This is a genomic window from Halobaculum sp. MBLA0143, assembly GCF_041361465.1.
GTDB lineage: Archaea > Halobacteriota > Halobacteria > Halobacteriales > Haloferacaceae > JAHENP01.
Genome location: NZ_JBGKAC010000001.1, coordinates 2,441,007 through 2,463,601 on the forward strand (window position 1 = coordinate 2,441,007; position 22,595 = coordinate 2,463,601).

Below are 22,595 nucleotides of genomic sequence, written 5' to 3' on the forward strand. Positions count from 1 at the left end.
CACTCGGACGTGATCCAGACAGTCGCACGGCTGGCGGCCGTCGTCGGCCTGTTCGGGACGATTGTCCTGTTTGCGGTGGGGGAGACGGGCGGAGCCGTCTTCGGTGCCGTGGGCTGGGGGACCGCGCTGTGGTACCTCCGGCGGGAACGGGCAGACGAGACGGAGTGAGGCCGACCGCGGGCCCCCGACTGCCCGTCTCTGTGCGGGTCGTCCGCCTCCGTGTGGGCCGTCCGCCTCCGCGCGAGGTGCCCGTCCCGAAGCCTGTTTACCCCTGTAGTCCCTCTGTCCGGGTAATGGGAACGACAGAAACACACCCGCTCGACGTGGAGTCTCTCCGGGCGGACTTCCCGGTCCTGGAGCGCCAGGTCGGCGGTGATCCGACGACGCCCGGCCCCGACGAGGCGGACGACACGCCGTTGGTGTACCTCGACAACGCGGCGACGAGCCACACGCCGGAGCCGGTCGTGGACGCCATCGCCGACTTCTACCGGACGTACAACGCGAACGTCCACCGCGGCATCCACCACCTCAGCCAGGAGGCGTCGGTCGCCTACGAGGAGGCCCACGACAGTGTCGCGGAGTTCATCGGCGCGGACGGCCGCGAGGAAGTGATCTTCACGAAGAACACGACGGAGTCGGAGAACCTCGTCGCGTACGCCTGGGGACTGACCGAACTCGGCCCCGGGGACAACGTCGTCATGACGCAGATGGAACACCACGCCTCGCTCGTGACGTGGCAGCAGATCTGCAAGAAGACGGGCGCGGAGGCGCGGTACGTCCGGCTCACGGACGGCGGCTACCTCGACATGGACCACGCCGCCGAGCTGATCGACGAGGACACACAGATGGTGAGTGCGTTGCACGTCTCCAACACGCTCGGGACGGTCAACCCCGTCGCCGAGCTGACGGAGATGGCACACGACCACGACGCGTACGCCTTCGTCGACGGCGCGCAGGCCGTCCCACACATGCCGGTGGACGTGAAGGAAATCGGCTGTGACTTCTACGCCTTCTCCGGCCACAAGATGTGTGGCCCGACCGGGATCGGCGTGCTGTACGGCCGCCAGTCCGTGTTAGAGGAGATGCAGCCGTACCTGTACGGCGGGGAGATGATCCGCTCGGTGACGTTCGAAGACTCCGACTGGGAGGACCTCCCCTGGAAGTTCGAGGCCGGCACGCCGGTAATCGCACAGGGAGTCGGCCTGGGTGCCGCCGTCGACTACCTGGAGGAGATCGGGATGGACCGGATCCACGACCACGAGTCCGAGCTCGCGTCGTACGCCTACGACCGGCTGACCGAGGAGGACGACGTGACGGTGTACGGCCCGCCGGGCGACGACCGTGCGGGGCTCGTCGCGTTCAACGTGGACGGGGTCCACGCCCACGACCTCTCCAGTATCGTCAACGACTACGGCGTCGCCATCAGGGCGGGCGACCACTGCACCCAGCCGCTCCACGACGAACTGGGCGCCGCCGCGTCTGCGCGCGCCTCCTTCTACATCTACAACACCCGCGAGGAGGTGGACGCCCTCGTGGACGCCGTCGACCAGGCGCGTCAGCTGTTCGCCTGACCGCCTCCCCGGAATCCTTTTGCGTCAGACGCGGCAATTACCGATACTATGGGTATCGGTGGCGGCTCCGACATGTACCGGCAACAGATACTCGACCACTACAAGAACCCACGCAACTACGGGGAGCTGGAGGACCCGGACATCTCACACACGGGCGAGAACCCCTCGTGTGGCGACACGATCACGGTGGACATCCACCTCGCGGACGACGACGAGACGATCGAACGCGCCGTCTTCTCGGGTGACGGCTGTGCAATCTCGCAGGCCTCGGCGTCGATGCTGTCGGAACGACTCCACGGAATGACCCTCTCCGAGCTCGCGGAGATGGATCGAGACGACATCACGGAGATGCTCGGGGTGGACATCTCGCCGATGCGGATCAAGTGTGCGGTGCTGGCCCGACAGGTCGCCCAAGACGGCGCGAAACTGCGGGACGGCAGCCTGGAGGACCTGGATGTGACGCAGATCGAGGAGTAGGCTGTAGTTAGCGTTCGTCGTTGTTTCTGTACCCACCGGAGTCGTGAGTCTCTGCCCGACTATAATTTCTAGTCATTTGAGTTGGGCACATTCTAAATAGAAGGAATTATGTTCTAATAGACTCTACCAAGCAGCTCAGTATGCAAGACCAAGACAGAAGAAGTGTATTAAGAGCCGTCGGTGCAATCGGCGGTCTCGGAGTCGTTCCGGCTGTCTCGTCGGCAGACACCTCAACCGAGGAGTTCCAGGTCGAGTCGCTGGAACGGGAGGAACTGGTCAGTGCTGACAGCTACGCCGTCTACCGGTACAGGGTGAACGAGGAGGTCATCTACCTCAAGCAACTGGACGAAGAGAAGGGCATGAAGACGCTTCGGCCGGCCGACGTTTCAGAGGCTGAGCGTCAGGACGTGTCGAAGCTGGTCCAGTCAGAGGGGTGGACTGACAAGGTCACCAAGTACAAGATCGAGACAGGCACACAGCTTGAGAGGTGCTCTGCCATCGACGGGTACGGCCAACACTGGTGGGGAACCGCGACTGTGGAGTTCAGTGTTCCACTTAAGACTCTTGAGCTCGGGACTATCGCTACAGTCGTCAATGAGCTGTTTAGAGAACTCGGCCTCCCCGAGGTGGGGGACATCGTCGGACCGATAGTTTCGTTCATAGGAACGAAGCTGACACCGGACGCAACCATCGGAGCCGAAGACACTGACCTGCCGTTCAGCACACCCGGAATCCAGTCGAAGTACGGCTTGGGCTGGGACAAGGATATCAGTGAACTCACTGGAGGCCCCACGGCTCCAGGACTTCACCGGCGTTAACCCGTCCAGTGTCCTTTTCCACTCATATTTCTCACCTACAATCATGGGTGAATCCCCGAGCAGAAGGCGAAACTATATTATTGGGTTCGCAGGCGTGACAATTTCACTTCTGTTCATACTCGATGATCCGAACCTATTTACCCGGGCTGCTATTCGGTACCTCGTCGTTGCAATCACGGCAGAGCTTGTGTTCAGAGCAGAGGTAGCAGTCTACGAGATACGGGAGCTACAGAACGAAGTAGCGGAGATCAAAGAGAGAGTTTCGGCGTTGAACGAAAGGCTGCGGTGACGGCAGCCGGCTCTACTCCGGCTTGAGCCCGCCGTCTTCCACCCGCATCACGGCCTCGCCGTCGGCGAGGTTCGGCGCGTCCACGAGCCGGACGATCCGCTTGTCACCCTTCGACTTCCGGAGGTAGATCCGGAACGTCGACTTGTGGCCCAGGATGTTGCCGCCGATGGGCTGGGTCGGGTCGCCGAAGTACGAATCCGGGTTGGACGCGACCTGGTTCGTGACGAGCACGGCCGCGTTGTGGAGGTTCCCCACCTGGTCGAGGTCGTGGAGGTGTTTGTTGAGCTTCTGTTGACGCTCCGCGAGCTCGCCACGACCGACGTACTCCGCGCGGAAGTGGGCGGTCAGCGAGTCGACACAGAGGATCTTCACCGGGTACTCCGTCCCCTCGGCGTCGGCCGCCAGCTCCTCGGCCTTCTCGGCCAACAGCATCTGGTGGTTGGCGTTGAACGCCTTGGCGACGTGGATCTTGTCGAGGAAGTCCTCCAGCAGCGCCTGCATCGCCTCCTCCTCGCCGGGTGCGCCCTCAATCTCCCGGCGCTCCATCTCGGACGCGATCAGGTCGTCGTCCAGCCCGCGGATCATGTCGTCGATCCGCTCCGGCCGGAACGTGTCCTCGGAGTCGACGAACACGGCGCTGCCGCCCAGCCCGCCGTCCTCCGGCGGGAGTTGGACGTTGACACACATCTGGTGGGTCACCTGCGACTTCCCGGAGCCGAACTCACCGTACACCTCGGTGATCGACTGTGTCTCCAACCCGCCGTCCAGGAGGTCGTCCACCTCGTCGATCTGCCAGGAGAGCTTGCCGATCTGTTGGCGGCGCTCCAACACCTGCGAGCCGGACTCGAACCCACCCACGTCGGCCGCGTCGCGTGCGGCCTGGATGATGTCGCCGGCCGTCGAGTCGCCGATGTCCGCCGTGTTCGCCATGTCGCCCGCGCTGGCGACCGCGATGCTCTGGTACGTCTCGAACCCCGCGTCGGTCAGCTTGTCTGCCGTCGCCGGTCCGACCCCCGGGAGTGCCTCGAGATCATCGTCTGCCATCGTACCTCCACCTTGGCCGCGCCGGTACATAAACCTCCGTTAACAGCACAGTGAAAGTGAAACTGCCGGGCAGCGAGATGTCACCACGGAGACGGGCCCGAGGTTGAAGTCGGAGGGGGAGACGGCTGGGAGCGACAGCAGTTTGTCCACGCGCCGCCGAGTGGGCGACCGTGACCACCGACGCACGTCGCTACCGCGTCCACACGCGTATCCTCCGGGACGGCGCGCCCGCGCTCGTCCTGTTGGACCTGACGACGGTAGACGACCCGGCAGACGCCTACGAGCCCGTCGTCGCGCGGGGAGAGGGGTACGACGACGAACTCGCGGAGACGGTCGCCGGCTTGGAGGCCGGGAACGTCGTGACCGCACGCCTCGACTGGACCGGGCCGGACGCTGTCGCCGCGTTCGAGACCGTCGCCGTCGAGCGCCGGACTCGTTACCGCTTCGCCGCCGACGTGGAGGGGCTGTTCGAGGCCGCCCAGGAGACGTGGCAGGTCGCACGCGCCGACGGGGAGTCGGTCGGCTCTCGGGTGACACGGGACACGGACGGCGACCCCAACGGGGCGCTGTACGTGTTCGCCGACCCGGCCGGCCGCGACGTGTACGACGAGTTCCGGAGCGGCCGTCGACCCGTCGACCCGCTCGTCGAACGGGTGAACGAGGCCGGCCCGGACGCCGACGGCGACACTCCGGGCGACGGCGACGGGTTCGGCAGCCTCGCCTCGCGGCTGGAGTCGGTCGACGGTGACGACGAGGATCACGGCGGCGAGACGGCCAGAGAGGTGTTCGTGTTGTCGCCCGCGGACGGCGCGTTCGTCGTCGTCTACGTCGTGTTCAGACGGGACGGGCTGTTGGCCGAGACCGTCCGTGACACCTACGAGGAACTGTCGGAGTGAGGGAGGCAGTGGTGTGGGGTGCCAGCCCAACCATGTGTGCTGTGGCAGTGGTGTGGGGTGCCAGCCCGACCATGTGCTAGCTGCCCGGCGCGTGGCCGGGGACCGCGCCTCACGGCGCGCAAGCGGGAGTCAGCGGCTTGCGTATAAGTATCTTTTGGGACTCCGGTGTTCTGTCCTCGCGCGCCGGTCAGTAACGCACTTCGCTGACGGCGTCCGGCGGGAACAGCCGACGTAGCTCCGGCACCTCGAGCCAGCCGCTGTCGTGGAGTCGTGCGTCACCGTTGTACTCGGAGAACTCCGCGTCGGCGGCGAACGTCACCGTCACACCTCGCAACGGTGTCGCGTCCGGCGTCGCGGGTGTGTCCGTCACCGGCGCCACCCCGTGGTCGGTCCTGTCACGGCCGACGAGACGCGCGCCGCCGAGAAAGTCGTTTCGGGCGGGGGTTCAGACGATGGAGTTCCAGATTGGCTGGACCAGGAAGAACAACGACTGGAAGCCGGCGTACAGGAACACGAGCACCGACGCGACGAGCGATCCCTTCGGCTGTTCGACGGTCATGTCGTTCCGGGCCTCGACGCACCGTGCCTCGTACTCGAAGAAGTCCGTCAGGAACAACCCGAGGACGAGCGCGGACATCACCATCCCGCCGTGGGGGGCGACCACCATGAACGCGAACGCCGACAACAACAGCGCGACGTTGGTCGCCTCGTGGGGGAGGTACCGCGACAGTTCCTCGTCGCCGTCACCCGCCTCCGCCTGCCGGACGTGGCTCCGGTGGGCGAGGAACCGGGTGACGAGGTTCGCCACCACGAGCCCCATCACGACGTACGGGAGCGCCCCGGAGACGCTCTCTAGGGCCCCGACGGGGAACGGGAACGCCAGTGGAACCGGTTGCATACTCCCGTCTCTGTCGAGGACTCGTTTGAAGGTTTCCGTTCGACACCGGCGGCTACGCCCGCGTCGGGTGGAGCACTCGAACGGTCGCGTCCGGCACACACTCCACCGTCGCCCCGGCGGGCACCTCTCGGACGCGCTCGTCGTCGACGAGCAACGACACGTCACCCTCGTCGCGTTCCACCCGGAGCGCCACCGGACCGGCCAACACGAGCGGCGAGGCCGCAGTGGCGAACGGCGCGACGGGTGTGACCGCCAGTCCCGTCTCCGGCGCCAACACTGGCCCGCCGGCCGCGCGGCCGTAGCCGCCCGACCCCAACGGCGTCGACACGACGATTCCGTCCGACCGGACGGTCTCGACCGGCCGGCCGTCGTCTCGCACCGTGTACTCGGAGATCCGGGCCGGCTCGGTCGTCATCAGGCCGGCGTCCAACACCGCCGTTCCCGCGGGCTCGTCGTCGACGGAGACACGCAGGAGAGTCCGGTCGACCGCCCGGACCGCGTCGTCGGCCAGCGCCGCGACCGCGGTCGGGGCGTCACGGGCGAGCCCGTCGAGTCGGTGGACGTCGCCGCCGACCCCGCGGGTCGGGGGGCCCGTCGCGTCGACGACGGGCAGCAACGGCAGCGAGGGCGCTTCCCGGGCGGTGCGGGTGAACGCACGTTCGCCCAAGGTGAGTACGGCGTCGTGACCGGACGCCTCGGCGGCTGCCGCCGGCGACAGTCGGTCGAGACTCGCGGCACCGACGGCGTCGGCCGTCTGCTCGTCTGCCCGGTCGCCGACGACCGCCAGCCGAGGTCGGCTCATCACCGACAGTTCTCCCGGCCCACTCAAAGCCTCCGTGGTTCCGGCGGGATCTCAGTCCGACGCCGTCGGCTCGTCGCGGGCGACCGCCTCGACTGCCCCCGTGAGCACGTCGACGCCGATGTCCAGCGACGCCTCCTCCACGTCGAACGTCCCGGTGTGGTGGCCGCCGGGGTGGCTCGTCCCGACACCGACGTACGTCGCCAGGCCGCCGTTGTCCTGGACCGCCTGCATCATGAACGTCGCGTCCTCGCTGCCGCCCAGTTCGTCCCGGCGGACGACGGAGTCGACGGCCTCGTTCTCACCCGCCACGTCCGTCACCACGTCGACCAACGCCTCGTCACTCTCGGCAGACGGCGCCCGTCCGAGCCGTGTCGTCTCCACGTCCACGTCGTGCATGTCGGCGGCCGACTGGAACACCCGCTCTGCTCTCTCGTCGGTGTACTCCATCAGTTCCGTCGTCTCGCCGCGCACCTCACCCTCGACGAACGCGTCCTCGGGGACGATGTTCGTCGCCGTCCCGCCGCCGACGATGCCGGCGTTCACCCGCGTCGCGCCGTCCGCGTGCCGCGGGATCGCGTACAGGTTCTGGATCGCCGTCGCGGCCGCCTGGACCGCGTTGCGTCCCTGCTCGGGGTGGCCGCCGGCGTGTGACGGCTCCCCGGTGAAGTCACCCCGGAGGTGTGAGACGGCGAGGAACCCGCCCATCCCGCCGATCACCTCGCCCGTGGGGTGATCCAGTCCGACGTGGGCCGCGAACAGGTACTCCACGTCGTCCAACAGTCCGGACGCGACCATCGGCTCTGCACCGACGATCCGTTCCTCGCCGGGCTGGAAGAACACCTTCAGCGTCCCGTCGAACTCACCGTCCAGCACTCGGTCGATCACGCCGAGCCCGAACGTCGCGTGGGCGTCGTGGCCGCAGGCGTGCATGTAGCCCTCGTTGTCCGACCGGAACCCCTCGGCGGCCGGCGCGTGGTCGCCGTCGTCGGACTCCGTGATCGGCAGTCCGTCGATGTCCACCCGGAGACCGACGACCGGGCCGTCGCCGCGCTCCACGACGGCGACGGCACCGGTGTACGCGTCGCCGATCTCGTCGATCACGTCCGGGTCGGCGCCCGCGTCCAGCGCCCGCTCGCGCCACTCCGTCTGTGTCTCCTCGTTCGGGACGTTCCGCCGGTCGCCGCCGTGGATCGACTCGCCGACGTGGAGCGCGTCCAGGTCGCGGTCGCGCAGTTCCGTCACGATCCGTGCCGTCGTGTAGAACTCACACCACGCGGGCTCCGGATGACGGTGGAGATCGCGCCGAAAGTCGACGAGATCCGTCCGTGTACTCATACTGCACACCTCGCCCGGACGGGGTATAAGTCACACCCATCCGGCCGTTGCCGACTACGGCTCCGCGACCGTCTCCGGGTCCGGGTCCGTGTGGAACACGAACCGAGCGCCCCCGTCCTGGCTGTCCTCGACCGTGACGCGCCAACCGTGTGCGCGCGTCAGCTCTGCGACGATAGCCAGCCCCAACCCCGTCCCGTCGTCGAAGCTCGTCCCGTACTCGAACACGTCCTCGCGGTGGGCCGCCGGGATACCCGGCCCGTCGTCGGCGACGTAGAAGCCCGGCTCGTCGTCCAGCCGACCGATCCGGACCGTCACCGCCGGCCCGCAGTGTTCCGCCGCGTTCCGTAGGAGGTTGTCCAGAATCCGTTCCAACCGGCCGCGGTCCGCCTGGACCGTCCACTCCGACTCCCCTCCGCCGTCGAACGTGACGTTCGGCCCCTCGCCGGTCGTCGCGTCCGCCAGCCGCCCGGCCAGCTCCGGCACGACGACCGGCTCCGTCTCGTCCACTCGGGCGCCCTCGCGGGCGAGGGTGAGCGTCTGGTCGACCAGCGTCGACATCCGTTCGACCGCCGCCTGCACCTCCGCGACGGCGTCGTCGACCGCCTCCGACTCCGTCTCCGCCCTGGCGACCTCCGCGTAGCCGCTCGCGATGCTGAGCGGGTTCCGGAGGTCGTGGCTCAACACGCTGGCGAACCGGTCGAGACGCTCGTTCTGTCGCTCCAGCTCTCGTTCCCGTTCCCGGAGCGTGCGTTCCTGCTCGACCCGGTCCATCGCTACCTCCACGTTGGCCGCGAACACCCGCGCCAGCTCCACGTCCGTCTCCGAGATAGCCCTCTCCTGTTCCGTCCCCATCGTGAGCACGCCGTGGTCGCCGACTGGCGCGACGAGCATACTCCCCGACCCGGTCCGGTCGACGTCGTCGTCGATCACCCGGATGTCCTGGTAGACGAGGAACTCGCCGTCGTCGAACGCGTCCCACTGGGTCGTCTCTCCGCGCTCGTACGGCGGCCGGGTGCCGGGGGTCGCCGCCTCCGCGGCCGCCGACACCGCCGTCGGGAGGAGCCGTTCCGTCTCCGGGTCGTACAGCCGGAGCGTCGTCAGCGGGAACCCCAAGACGTTCTCCACCGCGTTGGCCGCGGTCGCCGCGACCGCCTCGCGCGTGTCCGCGGTGAGCATCCGACGGGTGGTGCCGTGGAGCTCCACGAACCGTTCCCGACCGCGCCCGTCTGCGGCCGGCGGCGTCCAGACCAGATAGCCGACCTCGCTGTCCCGGGTCGACTCCAACTGCGCGTCGTCGACCGAGAGGAACGTCACCTGGTACTCCCGGTCGCCGTGAGCGGTCGGGAGCGTCGTCGGGCCGGCGCCGTCGGCCGTCACTGTCTCGTAGGAGCGCTCGACCACGGCCGCCGGCTCCGAGAACGTCTCCCGGAACGCCTCGTTCCGGCGACTGACCGACGGCTCGCCGCCCACGACCTCCACGACCGCCACCGGCTCCGGAAACGACACCAGAGCACGGGCCGCGGCCGGAAACTCGGTTACGCCGTCCGGCGACATACTCGACACCGTCGCTCGAACTGTCGGGCCACCCCGTCGACCACGAGACACTTCGGGTCACACCCGACACCTACCCGTATCGCTGTCATGAGCGGTGTGTACGACTCTCTCGGCTTATAGCTTCTCTTTCCTATTACCGTGTCACGAGTGTGTAGAATTCTGTCGAACCTCTCACCAGTCGTACGCCTCGCGAGGGTCGACCTCGTCACGCTCCCGGTCGAACACGTGGTTCCCGTCGACCAGGACGTGCTGGCTCCGAGTGTCGACCCGGAAGAACTCCCCGTCCCAGGCGACCAAGTCCGCGTCCGTGCCGGGCGCGAGCGTGCCGACACGGTCCGTGACGCCGAGGATCTCCGCGGGGTTCGTCGTCACCGTGTCCAGGGCCGCCTCCGTCGGCAGGCCCTCCCGGACGGCCAGCCCGACGCACACGTCTAGGTGTTGCTGTGGGAGCACCGGCGCGTCCGTCTGGATGGCGACGGTGACGCCCGCGTCGTGGAGGATACCCGGCGTCTCGAAGGTGATGTTCCGGAGCTCGTACTTCGTCGCCGACGAGATCGACGGCCCGACCACCGCGGGCACGTCACGTTCGACGAACTCCTCGGCGATCAGGTGACCCTCCGTCGCGTGCTCGATAGAGAGATCGTCGATGCCGAACTCGTCTGCGATCCGGAACACGGTGGCGATGTCGTCCGCGCGGTGAGCGTGAACCCGCAGTGGGAGCTCGCCGTCCAACACCCGGACGAGGTTCTCCAGCCCGCGGTCCCGTTCGAACGGCTCGTCGTCGTCGGCCGCGGCGGCCTTCCGGTCGCGGTAGTCCTCGGCGGCGGTGAACTCCTCGCGGAGCGTCGCCGCCACGCCCGGCCGCGTCGACGGCTGGCGCCCCTCCTGGTCGCCGTGGAAGCGCTTGGGGTTCTCCCCCATCGCCGCCTTCATGCCGTCCTCGCGGATCAGCATCCTGTCGGCGACTTTTCCGTGCGTCTTCACCGTCACGATGACGCCGCCGATCACGTTGCCCGACCCCATCCGCGCGGAGACGGTCGTCACGCCGTTCTGGAAGGCGTGTTTCAGCTCCTCGTCGCGGGGGTGGAAGCCGTCCAAGGCGTTGACGTGCGGCGTCGTCGCCGACGTACCCTCGTTCACGTCGGCGTCCTCGGGCTCGCCCCACTCTGCCATCCCGGCGTGACTGTGGGCGTCGACGAGCCCGGGCGTGATCTCCAGCCCGCGGGCGTCGACCTCCGTCGCCCCCGCCGGCGCGTCGACGTCGCCGACGGCCGCGATCTCCGACCCCTCGATCAGTACGTCACCCTCGACGACGCCTCGCTCCGTCTGGGTGTGGACGCGACCGCCACGCACGACGACTGTGTCGTCTGTCACGCCCGTCCGCACGGCACCGGGGGAGAAAGCTCCTCGGGCGACCCCGGCGCGTTGCCGCGACTACTCCTCGTACGCCAGGTTCATCAGCCACTGCGTGAACGAGTCGCTGTTCGGGTCCACCTCCTCTTCCCCGATGAACGGCGACAGCATGTCGCCGGCCATCAGTAGGGAGAAGTCCAGGTCCTTGGCGGTCGGGAGCAGGAGGTAGGTGTTGTGGCCGTCGTACACCGTCTCCTCGCGTTGGATCAGCTCCCGGTCCAACAGCTTCTCTGCGATCCGGCTCCCCTTCCGGGAGGAGACGTCCAACTCCTTCCAGAAGTCACTCTGGTGGATTCCGCCCGTCTCGCGGATCAGGTCCAGCGCCTCCTGCTCCACCTCAGAGAGGTCTGACTCCGCGTCGGCGACGCTCATACGGTGTAGTCGGCCGGTCCGAGGCTTAAATCCTGTCGTCGGCAGGAACGACCCGCTCGAACGCCGTCTCACACGGCGGGCCGTCGGCGAAGTCGTACGTGACGCCGTCGCCGACGGTCACGAGCGACGCCGACACCGTTCCGTAGCCGTCTGCGTGGACGCACGCCCCGAACTCGTGGTTCGCCAGCGCGGTCGCGGCGCGGTCGCGCCACGCCGCGGCGTCTTCGCCCGGCTCCGGTCGGAGGTGGTCTCGCAGCCGCCAGACCGCTTCCCCGCGCTCGGCGCCGGCTCCCGGCCGCTCTGGCGGCTCGTAGAACGCCCCGTCCAAGCCGACGTTGCCCAGGACATGGACACCAGGGTCGAGCGTCTGGACGGAGAGGTGGCCGTCCCACTCCAACAGGATCGCCGCCGTCTCGTCCGCGACGAGGAGGTTGAACCCGTCGTAGCCCGTCTCCCGGACGGCTCGCTCGACGGCCCGAGCGGCTGCCTCCGCCGAGTCGGCGTCCAGGCAGTCCCGGACCAACAGCCCGCGGGAGCGGTCGGCCGTCAGCCCGTCGACCCAGCGGTTGGTGAGCCCGACGAACAACCCGTCGTCGGTCGCGCCGATCCAGGTGCCGCCCGCCTCCGCGTCCCGCGGGGCGAACACGCCCGGCTGGATCTCCGCGGGCGGCTCGGACGGCCGGTCGCGGACCTCGTCGCGGTTCGCGGCCGCGACGACCGGCGCCCCGTCGAACACCCGCCAGGCCAGCGTGAGTGTACACACGCTGTCAGTTTCGTCGCCGGACGGCTTAGGCGTCGCGGTGGGGGAGAGCGGAACGCACAAGTCGTCGGCTCGTCGTCTCCCGGTGTGCGAGTCGTCCACGACCCAGACGGCGCCGGGACGACGCTGGCCAGCGAGGTGGACGTGGCCGAAGGGTTCCTGGCGCAGGCCTGCGGGCTGATGTTCCGGCGGTCGATCCCCGACGACTACGCGCTCGTGTTCCCGTTCGGCGGTGTCGGCCAGCGGGACACCCACATGGTGTTCGTCCCGTTCGACATCGACGCCGTCTGGCTCGTCGACGGCGAGGTGACTGCCTGTCGCCGGCTCGCCGCCTGGCGCGGGCTCGCCGTCGAGGAGGCCGACACGCTGATCGAACTGCCCGCCGGCGCCGCCGATGGCGTCGCCGTCGGTGATCGGGTTCGGGTCGAAGGGCTGGAGTGATTAGTCGGGCGCGGACGGCAGTGGAGAGTCTGCCGACAGTATCGGACTATTGGTGTTCGTCGATCCACGCACACCAAGCGTGGAAGTCGTCTGCGCCACACTGCTCTGCGATCTGCTGGAGCGTCCCGATTCGGACGCGGTCGTGGAGCGGCACGGTGACAGTTCGCGTCTCCTGCGTCTCCGGGTGTGTGTACTTCAGAATCGCGTGGTCCCCGGTGGTGCGGTCGTGGCGGTAGCCGGACTTCCGGAGGACGGTGACGATCTCCCGGCCGGAGAAGTCACGCGACGGCACGTTCAGCCGTCGAACCACGGCGCGTCCGGCTCGGGCGCGTCGCCGTCAGCCGCCTGGGCCGCTCGAGTCGCCTCCAACGCCTCGTCGAGGTTCGCCAGCGCCGCCTCCCGCGTCTCTCCCTGGCTGGCGACGCCGGTCGCCTCGTCGACTGCCGACCACCAACCGTCGTCTTCCTCGATCAGCCGAACCTCGCGCCGCTCGCTCATACTCCCGAGTTGGCCGTTCTGATTGATAAACCTCCGCCCCGCCGCTTCGCCACCAGAACCGCCAAGTGAGTTGGCTCACGGATTGCACACGATGAGCAGCGACAGACGACGTGTCCAGTTCCGTGCTCCGGAGCGGTCCGTCGACCGGGCGGACGCGCTCGCGGCAGTCACGGGCGTCGGACGGACGTGCTCGCCACGGCGCTGCGCGAGTACCTCCAGAACGCAGCACACGACGATACGCACACCCGAGAGACCGCCGCGGCGTACTACGACGACGTGATCGACCTCGATCAACTCGCGTCGCTCGTCGGCGCCGAGGAGGCGGCCAACTTCCGGGTGTCGAAGCGGCAACTCGATCCGGGGTTCGTCGGCGAAGTCGCAGGCTCGTAAACCGCGGTCGCCACTCACTCCGAGAGTTCGTCACGGAGACTCCCGGCCTCGAACTCCAGATCGGCCGGTTCGAGCGTTTCGTTGCCGTCTGCTGTGCCGGTCAACTCCAGTGTCTCGTAGGTAACTGTCAGGAGATCGTACGCGACGCCGACCGAGAGATCGAGCCGCGCAGCAATCTCGCGGGTCGTCACCGCGCCGTCGGCGTGCTCGCGCGCCAGTTCTACGAACGCCGTGAGCGTCCCTAGCCCGTGTCTGTCGAGTGTGGACGCGATTGCGTCCACGTCGTCGCGTCGTGCCACGATCTCGACGAGTTCCGGCGTCACCGTCGTCGTCTCGCCGCCGAGTTCGACGGTCAGCCGGAACGGCTCGGCCTCGTACGCGGTCGCCGTGCCGGCCGTGTCGTCCGTCTCCGCGAACAGCCCGGCGCGACGGAGTCGGTCGACGTAGCTGTACGCCGTCTTCTTCGACACCCCCGTCGCCGTCCGGATCTCCGGCGCCGTCGTCGCCTCGCCGGATCGTACGGCGAGGTACGTCTCTGCCAGCGCCGGGTTCTCTAACAGTGCCGTGAACGCGCCGATGTCCGCGACGGCGTGGTCCGTCGTGTCTCCGGGGCCACACTGTCTCGTGTGTAGAAGCTCGAAACTGTTCACTCCTGTTCCGTGTACGGTGGACCGCTCGAATCGGAGCAGCCCTCGCCACCCCACCGACACCTACTCGCTCACAGTCGCCACAACCCTACACACGCTCACCCGCAGCGCTAGACCCCGAACGACCGTCCAGTTCACGGCGTGTGTGCCAACCCAGAGTCGACGGCTGCCGAAGAATCGCCCGCCGGAGCGGCCACGACGCCGGTCGTCGGCGGGTCCCCGTTCAGAAGGCTTTTCGTCGCCCCACGGGAAGGTCTCGGTAGCATGCCAGCGGACTTCAACTGGGCCATCGGCGGCGAGGCCGGCGATGGCATCGCCTCTACCGGGAAGATCTTCGCACAAGCGCTCTCCCGGGCGGGGCGGCACGTCTTCACGTCGAAGGACTTCGCGTCCAGGATCCGAGGCGGCTACACCGCCTACAAGGTGCGGACGAGCACCGACGAGGTGAAGTCGGTCGTCGACCGGCTCGACGTGTTGATCGCGCTCACACCACGGACAATCGAGGAGAACCTGGACGAACTCCACGACGGCTCCGTCATCATCTACGACGGCGAGCGGACGACGATGGCCGACGTGGAGATCCCCGACGGGATGATCGGACTGGACGTGCCCCTCCAGGCGTTGGCGGAGGAGGCCGGGGGGGCGATCATGGCGAACGTCGTCGCCTTGGGGGCGGCGTGTGAGGCCACACAGTTCCCGATCGAGAACCTGGACTCCGCGCTGAAGAAGCGGTTCGGCGACAAGGGACAGGCGATCGTCGAGAACAACCAACAGGCCGCCCGAGAGGGACGGGAGTACGTCCGTGAGGAGTACGCCGACACGGAGTTCGACTACGACCTAGAGGGGACGGACGAGGACTACGTCCTGCTCAACGGGGACCAGGCGATCGGGATGGGTGCCATCGCGGCCGGCTGTCGCTTCTACGCCGGCTACCCGATCACGCCGGCGACGGACGTGATGGAGTACCTCACGGGTCGAATCGAGCAGTTCGGCGGTCACGTCGTCCAGGCGGAAGACGAGCTGTCGGCCATCAACCTCGCCTTGGGTGCGGCCCGTGCCGGCGCACGGTCGATGACGGCCACCTCCGGGCCGGGGATCGACCTGATGTCGGAGACGTTCGGACTCGTCGCCACCTCGGAGACGCCGTTGGTGATCTGTGACGTGATGCGCTCGGGCCCGTCGACGGGGATGCCGACGAAACAGGAACAGGGGGACCTGAACATGACCTTGTTCGGCGGCCACGGTGAGGTGCCGCGGTTCGTCGTCGCGCCCACCACCATCTCGGAGTGTTTCTGGAAGACGGTGGAGGCGTTCAACCTCGCCGAGAAGTACCAGGTGCCGGTGTACCTGGTCGCGGACCTGTCGCTGGCGGTGACGGAACGCACGTTCGAGCCGGACGCGTTCGACATGGACGACGTCGAGATCGAGCGTGGCAACGTCGTCGACGCCGAGGGGGCCGCAGAGCACGCGACGGAGAAGGGCCAGTTCAAGCCCCACGAGCTGACCGACGACGGGATCAGCCCCCGAGCGCTCCCCGGGACGACCGGCGGCGCACACATGACGACCGGGTTGGAACACGACGAACTCGGGCGTCGGACGGAGGAGACGGACATGCGGGTCAAACAGGTGGACAAGCGCGACCGGAAGGTCGAGACTGCACGCGAGCGCGAGGCGTTCGACTACCGGGAGTTCGGCGATCCGGAGGCGGACACGCTGGTCGTCACCTGGGGCTCGAACGAGGGGGCGCTCGTGGAGGCGTTGGAGATGGTGGACGAGGCCGTCCACGTGATCGCGGTGCCGTACATCTTCCCACGGCCGGACCTCACCGAGGAGTTCGCGGCCGCAGACGACGTGATCGTCGTCGAGTGTAACGCCACCGGCCAGTTCGCGGACGTGCTGGAACACGACACGCTCGAACGGGTCAAGCGCATCAACAAGTACAACGGCGTCCGGTACAAGGCGGACGAACTCGCCGACCGGATCGAACAGACGATGGCGGAGCCGGCGCCGACCGCCGGCGACTCCCCGGAGGTGGAGGCAGAATGAGCTCAGACGTTCGATTCACAGACTTCAAATCCGACAAGCAACCGACCTGGTGTCCCGGCTGCGGCGACTTCGGGACGATGAACGGCATGATGAAGGCGCTGGCGGAGACGGGCAACGACCCGGACAACACCTTCGTCGTCGCCGGCATCGGTTGTTCCGGCAAGATCGGGACGTACATGCACAGCTACGCGCTCCACGGCGTCCACGGCCGGGCGCTCCCCGTGGGCACGGGCGTGAAGCTCGCCAACCCGGACCTGGAGGTGATGGTCGCCGGCGGTGACGGCGACGGCTACTCCATCGGTGCCGGCCACTTCGTCCACACCGTCCGCCGCAACGTGGACATGAGCTACATCGTGATGGACAACCGGATCTACGGGCTGACGAAGGGCCAGGCGTCTCCGACCAGCCGCGAGGACTTCGAGACGGCGACGACACCCGACGGCCCGAAGCAACCGCCGGTCAACCCGCTCGCGCTGGCGCTGGCCAGCGGCGCGACGTTCATCGCGCAGTCGTTCTCCTCGGACGCCCTCCGCCACCAGGAGATCGTCCAGAAGGCCATCGAACACGACGGGTTCGGCTTCGTCAACGTGTTCTCGCCGTGTGTGACGTTCAACGACGTCGACACCTACGACTACTTCCGCGACTCGTTGGTGGACCTGAAGGAGGCGGGCCACGACCCGACCGACCGCGAGGCCGCGAAGGAGAAGGTGCTCGACGCCGACAAGGAGTACATGGGCGTGATCTGGGAGGACGAAGACAGCGTGCCGTACCACGAGGCGCACGGCGTCGACGAGAACATGGCGGAGATTCCAGACGGCGCTCCGGACGGAGCGACGGACCTGGTCCGCGAGTTCTACTGAGACGGTCGCGGAGTGGGCGGTCGTTCGGCCACGCGACCGCAACCCACACCCGTCTCGCGGCGCTCGGGTCGTCCGTGTTGGAGGACACCGGGCCGTTGCGCGAGGAGTACCGCGAACTCACGGAGCGGCGGCTCCCCGCGGCCGCGGACGACGACTGGCCCGTCACGGAAGACCACTGTTTCCAACGGATCGTCCTGGACACGTTGTTCGAGGACGCGTGGTACGACCACGTGGACGGTCGGCCGGCCGTGCGTTCGCTGACGGCCGACCAACTGCGCGAGGCGATTCGGATCGCCGAGTCGCTGCTGGAGGACCCGGAACGGGTCGCGGTGCTGAACCGACGGAGTCTGCGGTACCGTGGGGAGCACTGACCTGGCAACGGCGACGGTACCGCGGGGAGCACTGACCTGGAACGGCGACGGTCCCGCCGGGAGCACTGACCTGGCAACGGCGACGGTCCCGCCGGGGGCGCTGGCTCGGTGCTAACGGAGGGCCTCGGACCCACCTCGGTGGTGCGTCCACGGGGCGGTTCCGCACGGCACAAAGGGTGAAGTGGCCGCACCCGCTTGTAACCTTATGTCGAACGAAGAGGGGTCCCTCGACGGACTCCGCGACCACGCCGACCGGCCGATGCTGTACCTCGTCCGGGAGTACGGCCGCGACCACCTCCCGGAACTCGCGGTCGGCGGGCTGACGACGGTGTTGAGTGCGGCGTTGTTCTCCGTGCCGGCGTTCGTGCTCGGGATCGCACTGGACTCGTTCTTCGTCGAGAGCCGACCGTTCTCGCTGCCGCTCGTGCCGAGCGCCTGGCTGCCGGGGACACTCCGCGGGCAGTTCGCGCTCGTGATCGGCGTCGTCACCGCCTCGTTCGGACTGGCGGCGCTGGCGGCGTACGTCCGCGGGTGGACGCTCAACCGCGTCGCCCAGGATGTCCAACACGAGGTGCGAACGGACACGTACGACACGATGCAGGCCCAACGGCTCGGGTTCTTCGACGACCACAAGACCGGCGAGGTGATGTCCGTGTTGAACAACGACGTGAACCAACTGGAGTCGTTCCTCTCGCAGGACCTCCAGGGCGGGGTCCGGATCGTCGTGAGCTCGCTCACCATCGCGGCGATCACGCTGTGGCTCAACTGGCGGCTGGCGCTCGTCACGCTGGCGATGGTACCGATGCTGGGGTACGTCTCGTACCGTTTCCAACAACAGATCGAGCCACAGTACGGCGACGTTCGGTCGTCCGTCGGGCGGCTGAACGCCCGCCTGGAGAACAACATCGGCGGGATCACCGTCATCAAGGCGTTCGGGCGGGAGTCGTTCGAGACGGAGCGGGTGGAGGCCGCCTCCGACGACTACCGGTCGGCAAACTGGGGGGCGATCCGCACCCGGATCAAGTTCTTCCCGACGCTGACGGCGGTGACGGCGCTCGGCTACGGCACGACGTTCGCGCTCGGGGGTTACGCCTACCTGTTCGGCGGGCCGTTGGCACTGGGGCTGACCGCCGGGACGCTCGTCACGTTCCTGGCGTACGCCCGGCGGCTGATGTACCCGATGCAGCAGTTCGGTCAGGTGTTGAACAACTACCAGTACGCCTACGCCGCGACGGAACGGATCGTCGGACTCCTGCGAGAGCCGGACCAGATCCCGAACCGTGACGACGGAGTCGAACTGGAGCGTGTCGACGGCGCCGTCTCCTACGACGACGTGACGTTCTCGTACGAAGACGGCGGCGAGCCGACGGTGTCGGACGTGGACTTGGACGTGGAACCGGGTGAGACGATCGGCCTCGTCGGACCGACCGGCGCCGGCAAGACGACGCTGACGAAGCTGTTGATGCGGCTGTACGACCCCGACCAGGGGGCGGTGCGGCTGGACGGTCACGACGTACGGGACCTGAAGCTGTCGAGTCTCCGCAGCCACCTGGGGTACGTCAGCCAGGAGCCGTTCCTGTTCGGGGGCACCGTCCGCGAGAACGTCGCGTACGGGCAGACGGACGTGGCCGACGCGGAGTTGGAAGACGCGCTCCGGCAGGCCGGAGCCTGGGAGTTCGTCGCCGAGATGGACGACGGCGTGGAGACGGTCGTGGGTGAACGGGGCGTGAAGCTGTCGGGAGGACAGCGGCAACGCCTCGCCATCGCCCGAGCGATCCTCGAGGACCCGTCTTTGCTCGTGTTGGACGAGGCGACGAGTCACGTCGACAACGAGACGGAGTTGGTCGTCCAACGGAACGTCTCGGAGATGGTCGCGGACCGTACGACGTTCGTCGTCGCACACCGGCTGTCGACGGTCCGGGACGCCGACCGGATCGTCGTGTTGGACGACGGCGAGGTGCAGGCGGTCGGCAGCCACGAGGAACTGTTGGCCCGTGACGGGCTGTACGCCGACCTCTGGCGCGTCCAAGTGGGGGAACTGGAGGCGCTTCCGGAACGGTTCCTCGACGGACAGCCGGCCGACGACTGATCGACTCGAGGAGGAAGCTACTTGTCGCTCCGCCGTCACCGGCCGGTCGTGCAACGGAGACGGGTCCTCGCGGGCGCCGCGGCGCTCGTGGGGCTGACTGGTTGTCTGGGTGGGTCGCGCCCGGAGTTGGGAATCCACACCGGTGTCGGACGACTCCACCCCGCAGACGAACGTTACCTCACCGACGGGTTGGAGCCCGGCGGCGTCAGGTCGGAGTACGCCGCCGCCGTGCCGGACGCTGCGGGCGACGCCGTCGGCTCGGCGGCACCCGACAGCCTGGCCGAACGGCTCGACGGTCGACGAGACGCAGAGCAGTTCCACGTTCTCACGGAGCTCCGGTCGACACCGACGGAGCCGCTGCGATTCGGCACCGGCCAGGCGGTCGGCTGGGAGAACGGCGCGATCCGATTCACCACGAGCGTCACCCCGGTGGAGAGCCTGGAGGGCGAGCTCACCACCGCCGACGAGCTCGTCTACACCGCCGTCTGGACCGTCAGACCCGGGATAGAGGAGCTACCCGACGAGGTCGAGCTCGTCGTGGAGACCTGATCGGCGGGTCGCGGCCGGGGCGGCGCGCCGCTCGGTCGGTCACGGTGGTGGTAAGTGACCGGCCGGCGTACCGTGTGACGATGGAGTACGCAGCGCTCGCGGACTACTGCCGGCAGTTAGAGGAGACGGACGCCGACGAGCGGCTCGTCGCCACGCTCGCGGAGCTGTTCCAGACGGCCGACGACGACCACCTCCCCCTGGTCGTGACGATGGTGCGGGGGAAGGTCGCGCCGCGGTGGGAGAGCCTGGAGCTGGGCGTCTCGTCGTCGCTGACGCAGGCGGCGGTCGTCCGCGCGACCGGTGTCGACCCGGACGCGCTTGAGGACGCCTGGCGCGACCGAGGTGACCTGGGGGCCGCCGCGGAGTGGGCCGTCGCCAACAGCCGTCAGACCACGTTGTTCGCGGAGTCGCTGACCGTCGCCGGCGTCCACGAGACGCTACGAGAACTGGCCGGCTACGAGGGAGACGGCTCCCACGACCGCAAGGTGGAGACCGTGGCCGGACTCGTGTCGAACGCCGACGCCGCGGCGGCGCGGTACCTCGTTCGGACCGTGCTCGGCTACATGCGCGTCGGCGTCGGCGACGGCACCGTCCGGGACGCGATCGCGGAGGCGTTCCTCGACGTGCCGGGCGAGCCCGCGCCGGGCACCCCCTCCGCGACCGCTCCGGCCGTCGCCGCCGTCGAGCGCGCCTTCCAGGTGACGAACGACTACCGGGTCGTCGCCGAGACCGCCCGCGCGGACGGCGCCGACGGCCTGGCGGAGCTCGACGTGGAGTTGGGCCGACCGGTGGAGTCGATGCTGGCACGCAAAGCAGAGGGTCTGGCGTCCGGGCTGTCGAGCGTCGCGCGCGTCGGAGCGGAAGACGGCGTCGAGGGTGACGACGGACGGGACCCGGCGGACCTGGGGGGCCCGGCGGGCGAGACGGAGACAGCGGACGCGACGGACGAACCGGACTGGCGCGGGCGTGTCCTCGCCGAGGTGAAGTACGACGGTATCCGGGCGCAGGCGCACGTCGACGGGGAGACGGTCCGGCTGTTCACCCGACGGCTCGTCGAGGTGACCGAGCAGTTCCCCGAGGTGGTCGACACCCTCCGCGAGCGCGTGACCGCCGAGACGGCGCTGCTGGACGGCGAGCTCGTCGGCTACGACGGCGAGACGGGCGAGCCCGTCGCGTTCCAGGAGTTCTCCCGACGGATTCGCCAGGAGGAGAACGTCGCCGGTCTCGCCGAGTCCGTGCCCGCCCGTTTCCACCTGTTCGACTGTCTCTACCACGACGGCGAGAGTCTGTTCGAGTCGTCGCTGTCCGACCGTCTGGGCGTGCTCGGCGAGACTGTCGCGTTCGACGACACCGTCTGTCGGGCCGGGTCCACCGTCCCCGACTCCGTCGCCGACGCCCGCGGCTTCTACCGCGGGGCCGTCGACGACGGCCACGAGGGGGTCGTCCTCAAGAACCGCGCCGCGACGTACCAGCCCGGCCGGCGTGTCGGCCAGATGCTCAAACACAAACCCGTGATGGAGCCGCTGGATCTGGTCGTCACCCGCGCCCACTACAGCGAGGGCCGCCGCTCCGAGCTGCTGGGGCGGCTGTACCTGGCGGCGTACGACCCCGACGCCGACGCCTTCCGCGAGGTCGGCCGGCTGTCGACCGGCTACACGGACGAGGAACTGGCCGCGCTCACCGAGCGACTAGAGGAGTTGGTCGTGGCGCGGGACGGCCGCGATGTCGACCTCCGGCCGGAGATCGTGTTGGAGGTGGAGTACGAGGAGTTACAGTCCAGCTCCGAGTACGACTCCGGGTTCGCGCTGCGGTTCCCGCGGTTCCTGGGGGTGCGAGAGGACCTCGGGCCGACTGACGCTGATTCTGTCTCTCGGGTCTCGGAGTTGTACGAGTCGCAGTAGATCTGTGTCGGATGAGGTTCATTCGGTGACTCGTTCGGGCGTGGGACTACGAACAGGCTGGAAGCCCCGGCGGGGTCCACTCGCGCGGCTCGCTGCGCGCTTCGCCTCGCTCCTTCCAGTCGCTCGGCTCCAGTGCTTGCGGCGCCGTGCTTCGCGGACCGCGCCGCCCCTTCCAGTCCCACCCAGCACGGCACCGCGGCCACACCCTCCCCAACCGACTCACTCCGCTCGTCTTACGTCGGAGCAAGCTCCGACGAAGTCTCGTTCGCTTCGCTCACGAGACCCTCGCGCGTGTCGTCGGGCGGCTGTGCCGCCCGACTGCAAGCGGGACCTCCGGTCCCGCTCTGCTCGCGCTCGCAGAACCGCGAGCGCTGCGCGCGCCCGAGGGGACTGTTGATTCGAGCGCACGCCCGGTGACAGTCTACAGGACGCGTGCGGCGGCCCACGCGGGCCGCCGTGCGGGGAGGGGTGGGGATGTACTGGGCCCCGACTGTCCGACACGGCTCGTCGGTCGACAGTCGGGCCAGCGAACGTCCGTAGCAACCGTCCACAGGGTGGGAACGGAAGGGGCGCG

25 protein-coding genes and 1 pseudogene are annotated in these 22,595 nt (G+C 68.3%); 14 read left to right on the plus strand and 12 right to left on the minus strand.

Annotated elements, in window-relative coordinates; all coding sequences use genetic code 11:
* Nucleotides 1–9 precede the first annotated feature (9 nt).
* From RYH79_RS12690 to RYH79_RS12710, 5 genes are all read left to right on the plus strand, one after another.
* Complete coding sequence (locus RYH79_RS12690; protein ID WP_370899686.1) at nucleotides 10–168, plus strand: hypothetical protein; 159 nt, start codon at nucleotides 10–12, stop codon at nucleotides 166–168.
* A gap of 125 nt (nucleotides 169–293) precedes the next feature.
* Nucleotides 294–1,571, plus strand: coding sequence for an aminotransferase class V-fold PLP-dependent enzyme (locus RYH79_RS12695; RefSeq protein WP_370899688.1), 1,278 nt, complete (start codon nucleotides 294–296; stop codon nucleotides 1,569–1,571).
* A gap of 54 nt (nucleotides 1,572–1,625) precedes the next feature.
* Complete coding sequence (sufU, locus tag RYH79_RS12700) at nucleotides 1,626–2,048, plus strand: Fe-S cluster assembly sulfur transfer protein SufU (RefSeq protein WP_370900882.1); 423 nt, start codon at nucleotides 1,626–1,628, stop codon at nucleotides 2,046–2,048.
* Nucleotides 2,049–2,188: 140 nt separating this feature from the next.
* Nucleotides 2,189–2,866: a hypothetical protein gene (locus tag RYH79_RS12705; RefSeq protein ID WP_370899690.1), complete on the plus strand. Its 678-nt coding sequence runs from the start codon at nucleotides 2,189–2,191 to the stop codon at nucleotides 2,864–2,866.
* 43 nt (nucleotides 2,867–2,909) lie between these two features.
* Nucleotides 2,910–3,155, plus strand: a complete 246-nt coding sequence (locus RYH79_RS12710; RefSeq protein ID WP_370899692.1) for a hypothetical protein — start codon at nucleotides 2,910–2,912, stop codon at nucleotides 3,153–3,155.
* Nucleotides 3,156–3,167: 12 nt separating this feature from the next.
* Here RYH79_RS12710 and radA read toward each other — a convergent pair whose 3' ends face one another.
* Entirely contained in the window at nucleotides 3,168–4,199 is a 1,032-nt protein-coding gene (radA, locus tag RYH79_RS12715; RefSeq protein WP_370899694.1) for a DNA repair and recombination protein RadA, read from the minus strand.
* Nucleotides 4,200–4,369: 170 nt separating this feature from the next.
* Here radA and RYH79_RS12720 point away from each other — a divergent pair, with 170 nt between their 5' ends.
* Nucleotides 4,370–5,095, plus strand: a complete 726-nt coding sequence (locus tag RYH79_RS12720; protein ID WP_370899696.1) for a DUF6663 family protein — start codon at nucleotides 4,370–4,372, stop codon at nucleotides 5,093–5,095.
* A 187-nt stretch (nucleotides 5,096–5,282) separates the two neighbouring features.
* Here the strand turns inward: RYH79_RS12720 and RYH79_RS12725 are convergent, their stop codons facing one another.
* The 8 genes from RYH79_RS12725 to RYH79_RS12760 all read right to left on the minus strand — a co-directional run bounded on the left by RYH79_RS12725 (nucleotide 5,283) and on the right by RYH79_RS12760 (nucleotide 12,232).
* The gene (locus RYH79_RS12725; protein WP_370899698.1) at nucleotides 5,283–5,465 is read right to left on the minus strand and encodes a hypothetical protein; all 183 of its coding nucleotides are present in this window, start codon (nucleotides 5,463–5,465) and stop codon (nucleotides 5,283–5,285) included.
* 75 nt (nucleotides 5,466–5,540) lie between these two features.
* Nucleotides 5,541–5,993, minus strand: coding sequence for a DUF7313 family protein (locus RYH79_RS12730; RefSeq protein ID WP_370899700.1), 453 nt, complete (start codon nucleotides 5,991–5,993; stop codon nucleotides 5,541–5,543).
* A gap of 52 nt (nucleotides 5,994–6,045) precedes the next feature.
* On the minus strand, nucleotides 6,046–6,795 hold the full coding sequence (locus tag RYH79_RS12735) for an NAD(+)/NADH kinase (RefSeq protein ID WP_370899702.1): 750 nt from the start codon (nucleotides 6,793–6,795) through the stop codon (nucleotides 6,046–6,048).
* Between the two features lie 51 nt (nucleotides 6,796–6,846).
* Nucleotides 6,847–8,130 (minus strand): amidohydrolase, encoded by a 1,284-nt coding sequence (locus RYH79_RS12740; protein WP_370899704.1) that lies wholly within the window; start codon nucleotides 8,128–8,130, stop codon nucleotides 6,847–6,849.
* Nucleotides 8,131–8,184: 54 nt separating this feature from the next.
* Nucleotides 8,185–9,684, minus strand: coding sequence for a sensor histidine kinase (locus RYH79_RS12745; protein ID WP_370899706.1), 1,500 nt, complete (start codon nucleotides 9,682–9,684; stop codon nucleotides 8,185–8,187).
* Between the two features lie 171 nt (nucleotides 9,685–9,855).
* A complete protein-coding gene (locus tag RYH79_RS12750; protein ID WP_370899708.1) occupies nucleotides 9,856–11,058 on the minus strand; it encodes an amidohydrolase family protein in 1,203 nt (400 codons plus the stop codon).
* A 60-nt stretch (nucleotides 11,059–11,118) separates the two neighbouring features.
* On the minus strand, nucleotides 11,119–11,469 hold the full coding sequence (locus RYH79_RS12755) for a helix-turn-helix transcriptional regulator (protein WP_370899710.1): 351 nt from the start codon (nucleotides 11,467–11,469) through the stop codon (nucleotides 11,119–11,121).
* Between the two features lie 25 nt (nucleotides 11,470–11,494).
* The gene (locus RYH79_RS12760) at nucleotides 11,495–12,232 is read right to left on the minus strand and encodes an NRDE family protein (protein ID WP_370899712.1); all 738 of its coding nucleotides are present in this window, start codon (nucleotides 12,230–12,232) and stop codon (nucleotides 11,495–11,497) included.
* Between the two features lie 84 nt (nucleotides 12,233–12,316).
* On the opposite strand from RYH79_RS12760, the gene RYH79_RS12765 reads away from it, so the two are divergent.
* Nucleotides 12,317–12,670, plus strand: a complete 354-nt coding sequence (locus RYH79_RS12765; RefSeq protein ID WP_370899714.1) for a DUF192 domain-containing protein — start codon at nucleotides 12,317–12,319, stop codon at nucleotides 12,668–12,670.
* Between the two features lie 46 nt (nucleotides 12,671–12,716).
* Here the strand turns inward: RYH79_RS12765 and RYH79_RS12770 are convergent, their stop codons facing one another.
* Nucleotides 12,717–12,962, minus strand: coding sequence for a type II toxin-antitoxin system HicA family toxin (locus tag RYH79_RS12770; protein ID WP_370900884.1), 246 nt, complete (start codon nucleotides 12,960–12,962; stop codon nucleotides 12,717–12,719).
* Between the two features lie 2 nt (nucleotides 12,963–12,964).
* A complete protein-coding gene (locus RYH79_RS12775) occupies nucleotides 12,965–13,168 on the minus strand; it encodes a type II toxin-antitoxin system HicB family antitoxin (RefSeq protein WP_370899716.1) in 204 nt (67 codons plus the stop codon).
* Between the two features lie 91 nt (nucleotides 13,169–13,259).
* Here RYH79_RS12775 and RYH79_RS12780 point away from each other — a divergent pair.
* Nucleotides 13,260–13,558, plus strand: a pseudogene (locus RYH79_RS12780) (hypothetical protein).
* Nucleotides 13,559–13,572: 14 nt separating this feature from the next.
* On the opposite strand, the gene RYH79_RS12785 reads toward RYH79_RS12780, so the two are convergent.
* A complete protein-coding gene (locus RYH79_RS12785) occupies nucleotides 13,573–14,208 on the minus strand; it encodes a DUF7437 domain-containing protein (RefSeq protein ID WP_370899718.1) in 636 nt (211 codons plus the stop codon).
* 261 nt (nucleotides 14,209–14,469) lie between these two features.
* Here RYH79_RS12785 and RYH79_RS12790 point away from each other — a divergent pair, with 261 nt between their 5' ends.
* The 6 genes from RYH79_RS12790 to RYH79_RS12815 all read left to right on the plus strand — a co-directional run bounded on the left by RYH79_RS12790 (nucleotide 14,470) and on the right by RYH79_RS12815 (nucleotide 22,021).
* On the plus strand, nucleotides 14,470–16,251 hold the full coding sequence (locus RYH79_RS12790; protein WP_370899720.1) for a 2-oxoacid:acceptor oxidoreductase subunit alpha: 1,782 nt from the start codon (nucleotides 14,470–14,472) through the stop codon (nucleotides 16,249–16,251).
* Entirely contained in the window at nucleotides 16,248–17,111 is an 864-nt protein-coding gene (locus tag RYH79_RS12795; protein ID WP_370899722.1) for a 2-oxoacid:ferredoxin oxidoreductase subunit beta, read from the plus strand. Before RYH79_RS12790 ends, RYH79_RS12795 begins: the two co-directional genes overlap by 4 nt.
* Nucleotides 17,112–17,185: 74 nt before the next feature.
* Complete coding sequence (locus RYH79_RS12800; protein WP_370899724.1) at nucleotides 17,186–17,482, plus strand: hypothetical protein; 297 nt, start codon at nucleotides 17,186–17,188, stop codon at nucleotides 17,480–17,482.
* A 205-nt stretch (nucleotides 17,483–17,687) separates the two neighbouring features.
* Complete coding sequence (locus RYH79_RS12805; RefSeq protein WP_370899726.1) at nucleotides 17,688–19,571, plus strand: ABC transporter ATP-binding protein; 1,884 nt, start codon at nucleotides 17,688–17,690, stop codon at nucleotides 19,569–19,571.
* Between the two features lie 48 nt (nucleotides 19,572–19,619).
* A complete protein-coding gene (locus RYH79_RS12810; RefSeq protein WP_370899728.1) occupies nucleotides 19,620–20,120 on the plus strand; it encodes a hypothetical protein in 501 nt (166 codons plus the stop codon).
* 80 nt (nucleotides 20,121–20,200) lie between these two features.
* On the plus strand, nucleotides 20,201–22,021 hold the full coding sequence (locus RYH79_RS12815) for an ATP-dependent DNA ligase (RefSeq protein ID WP_370900886.1): 1,821 nt from the start codon (nucleotides 20,201–20,203) through the stop codon (nucleotides 22,019–22,021).
* Nucleotides 22,022–22,595: the final 574 nt, after the last annotated feature.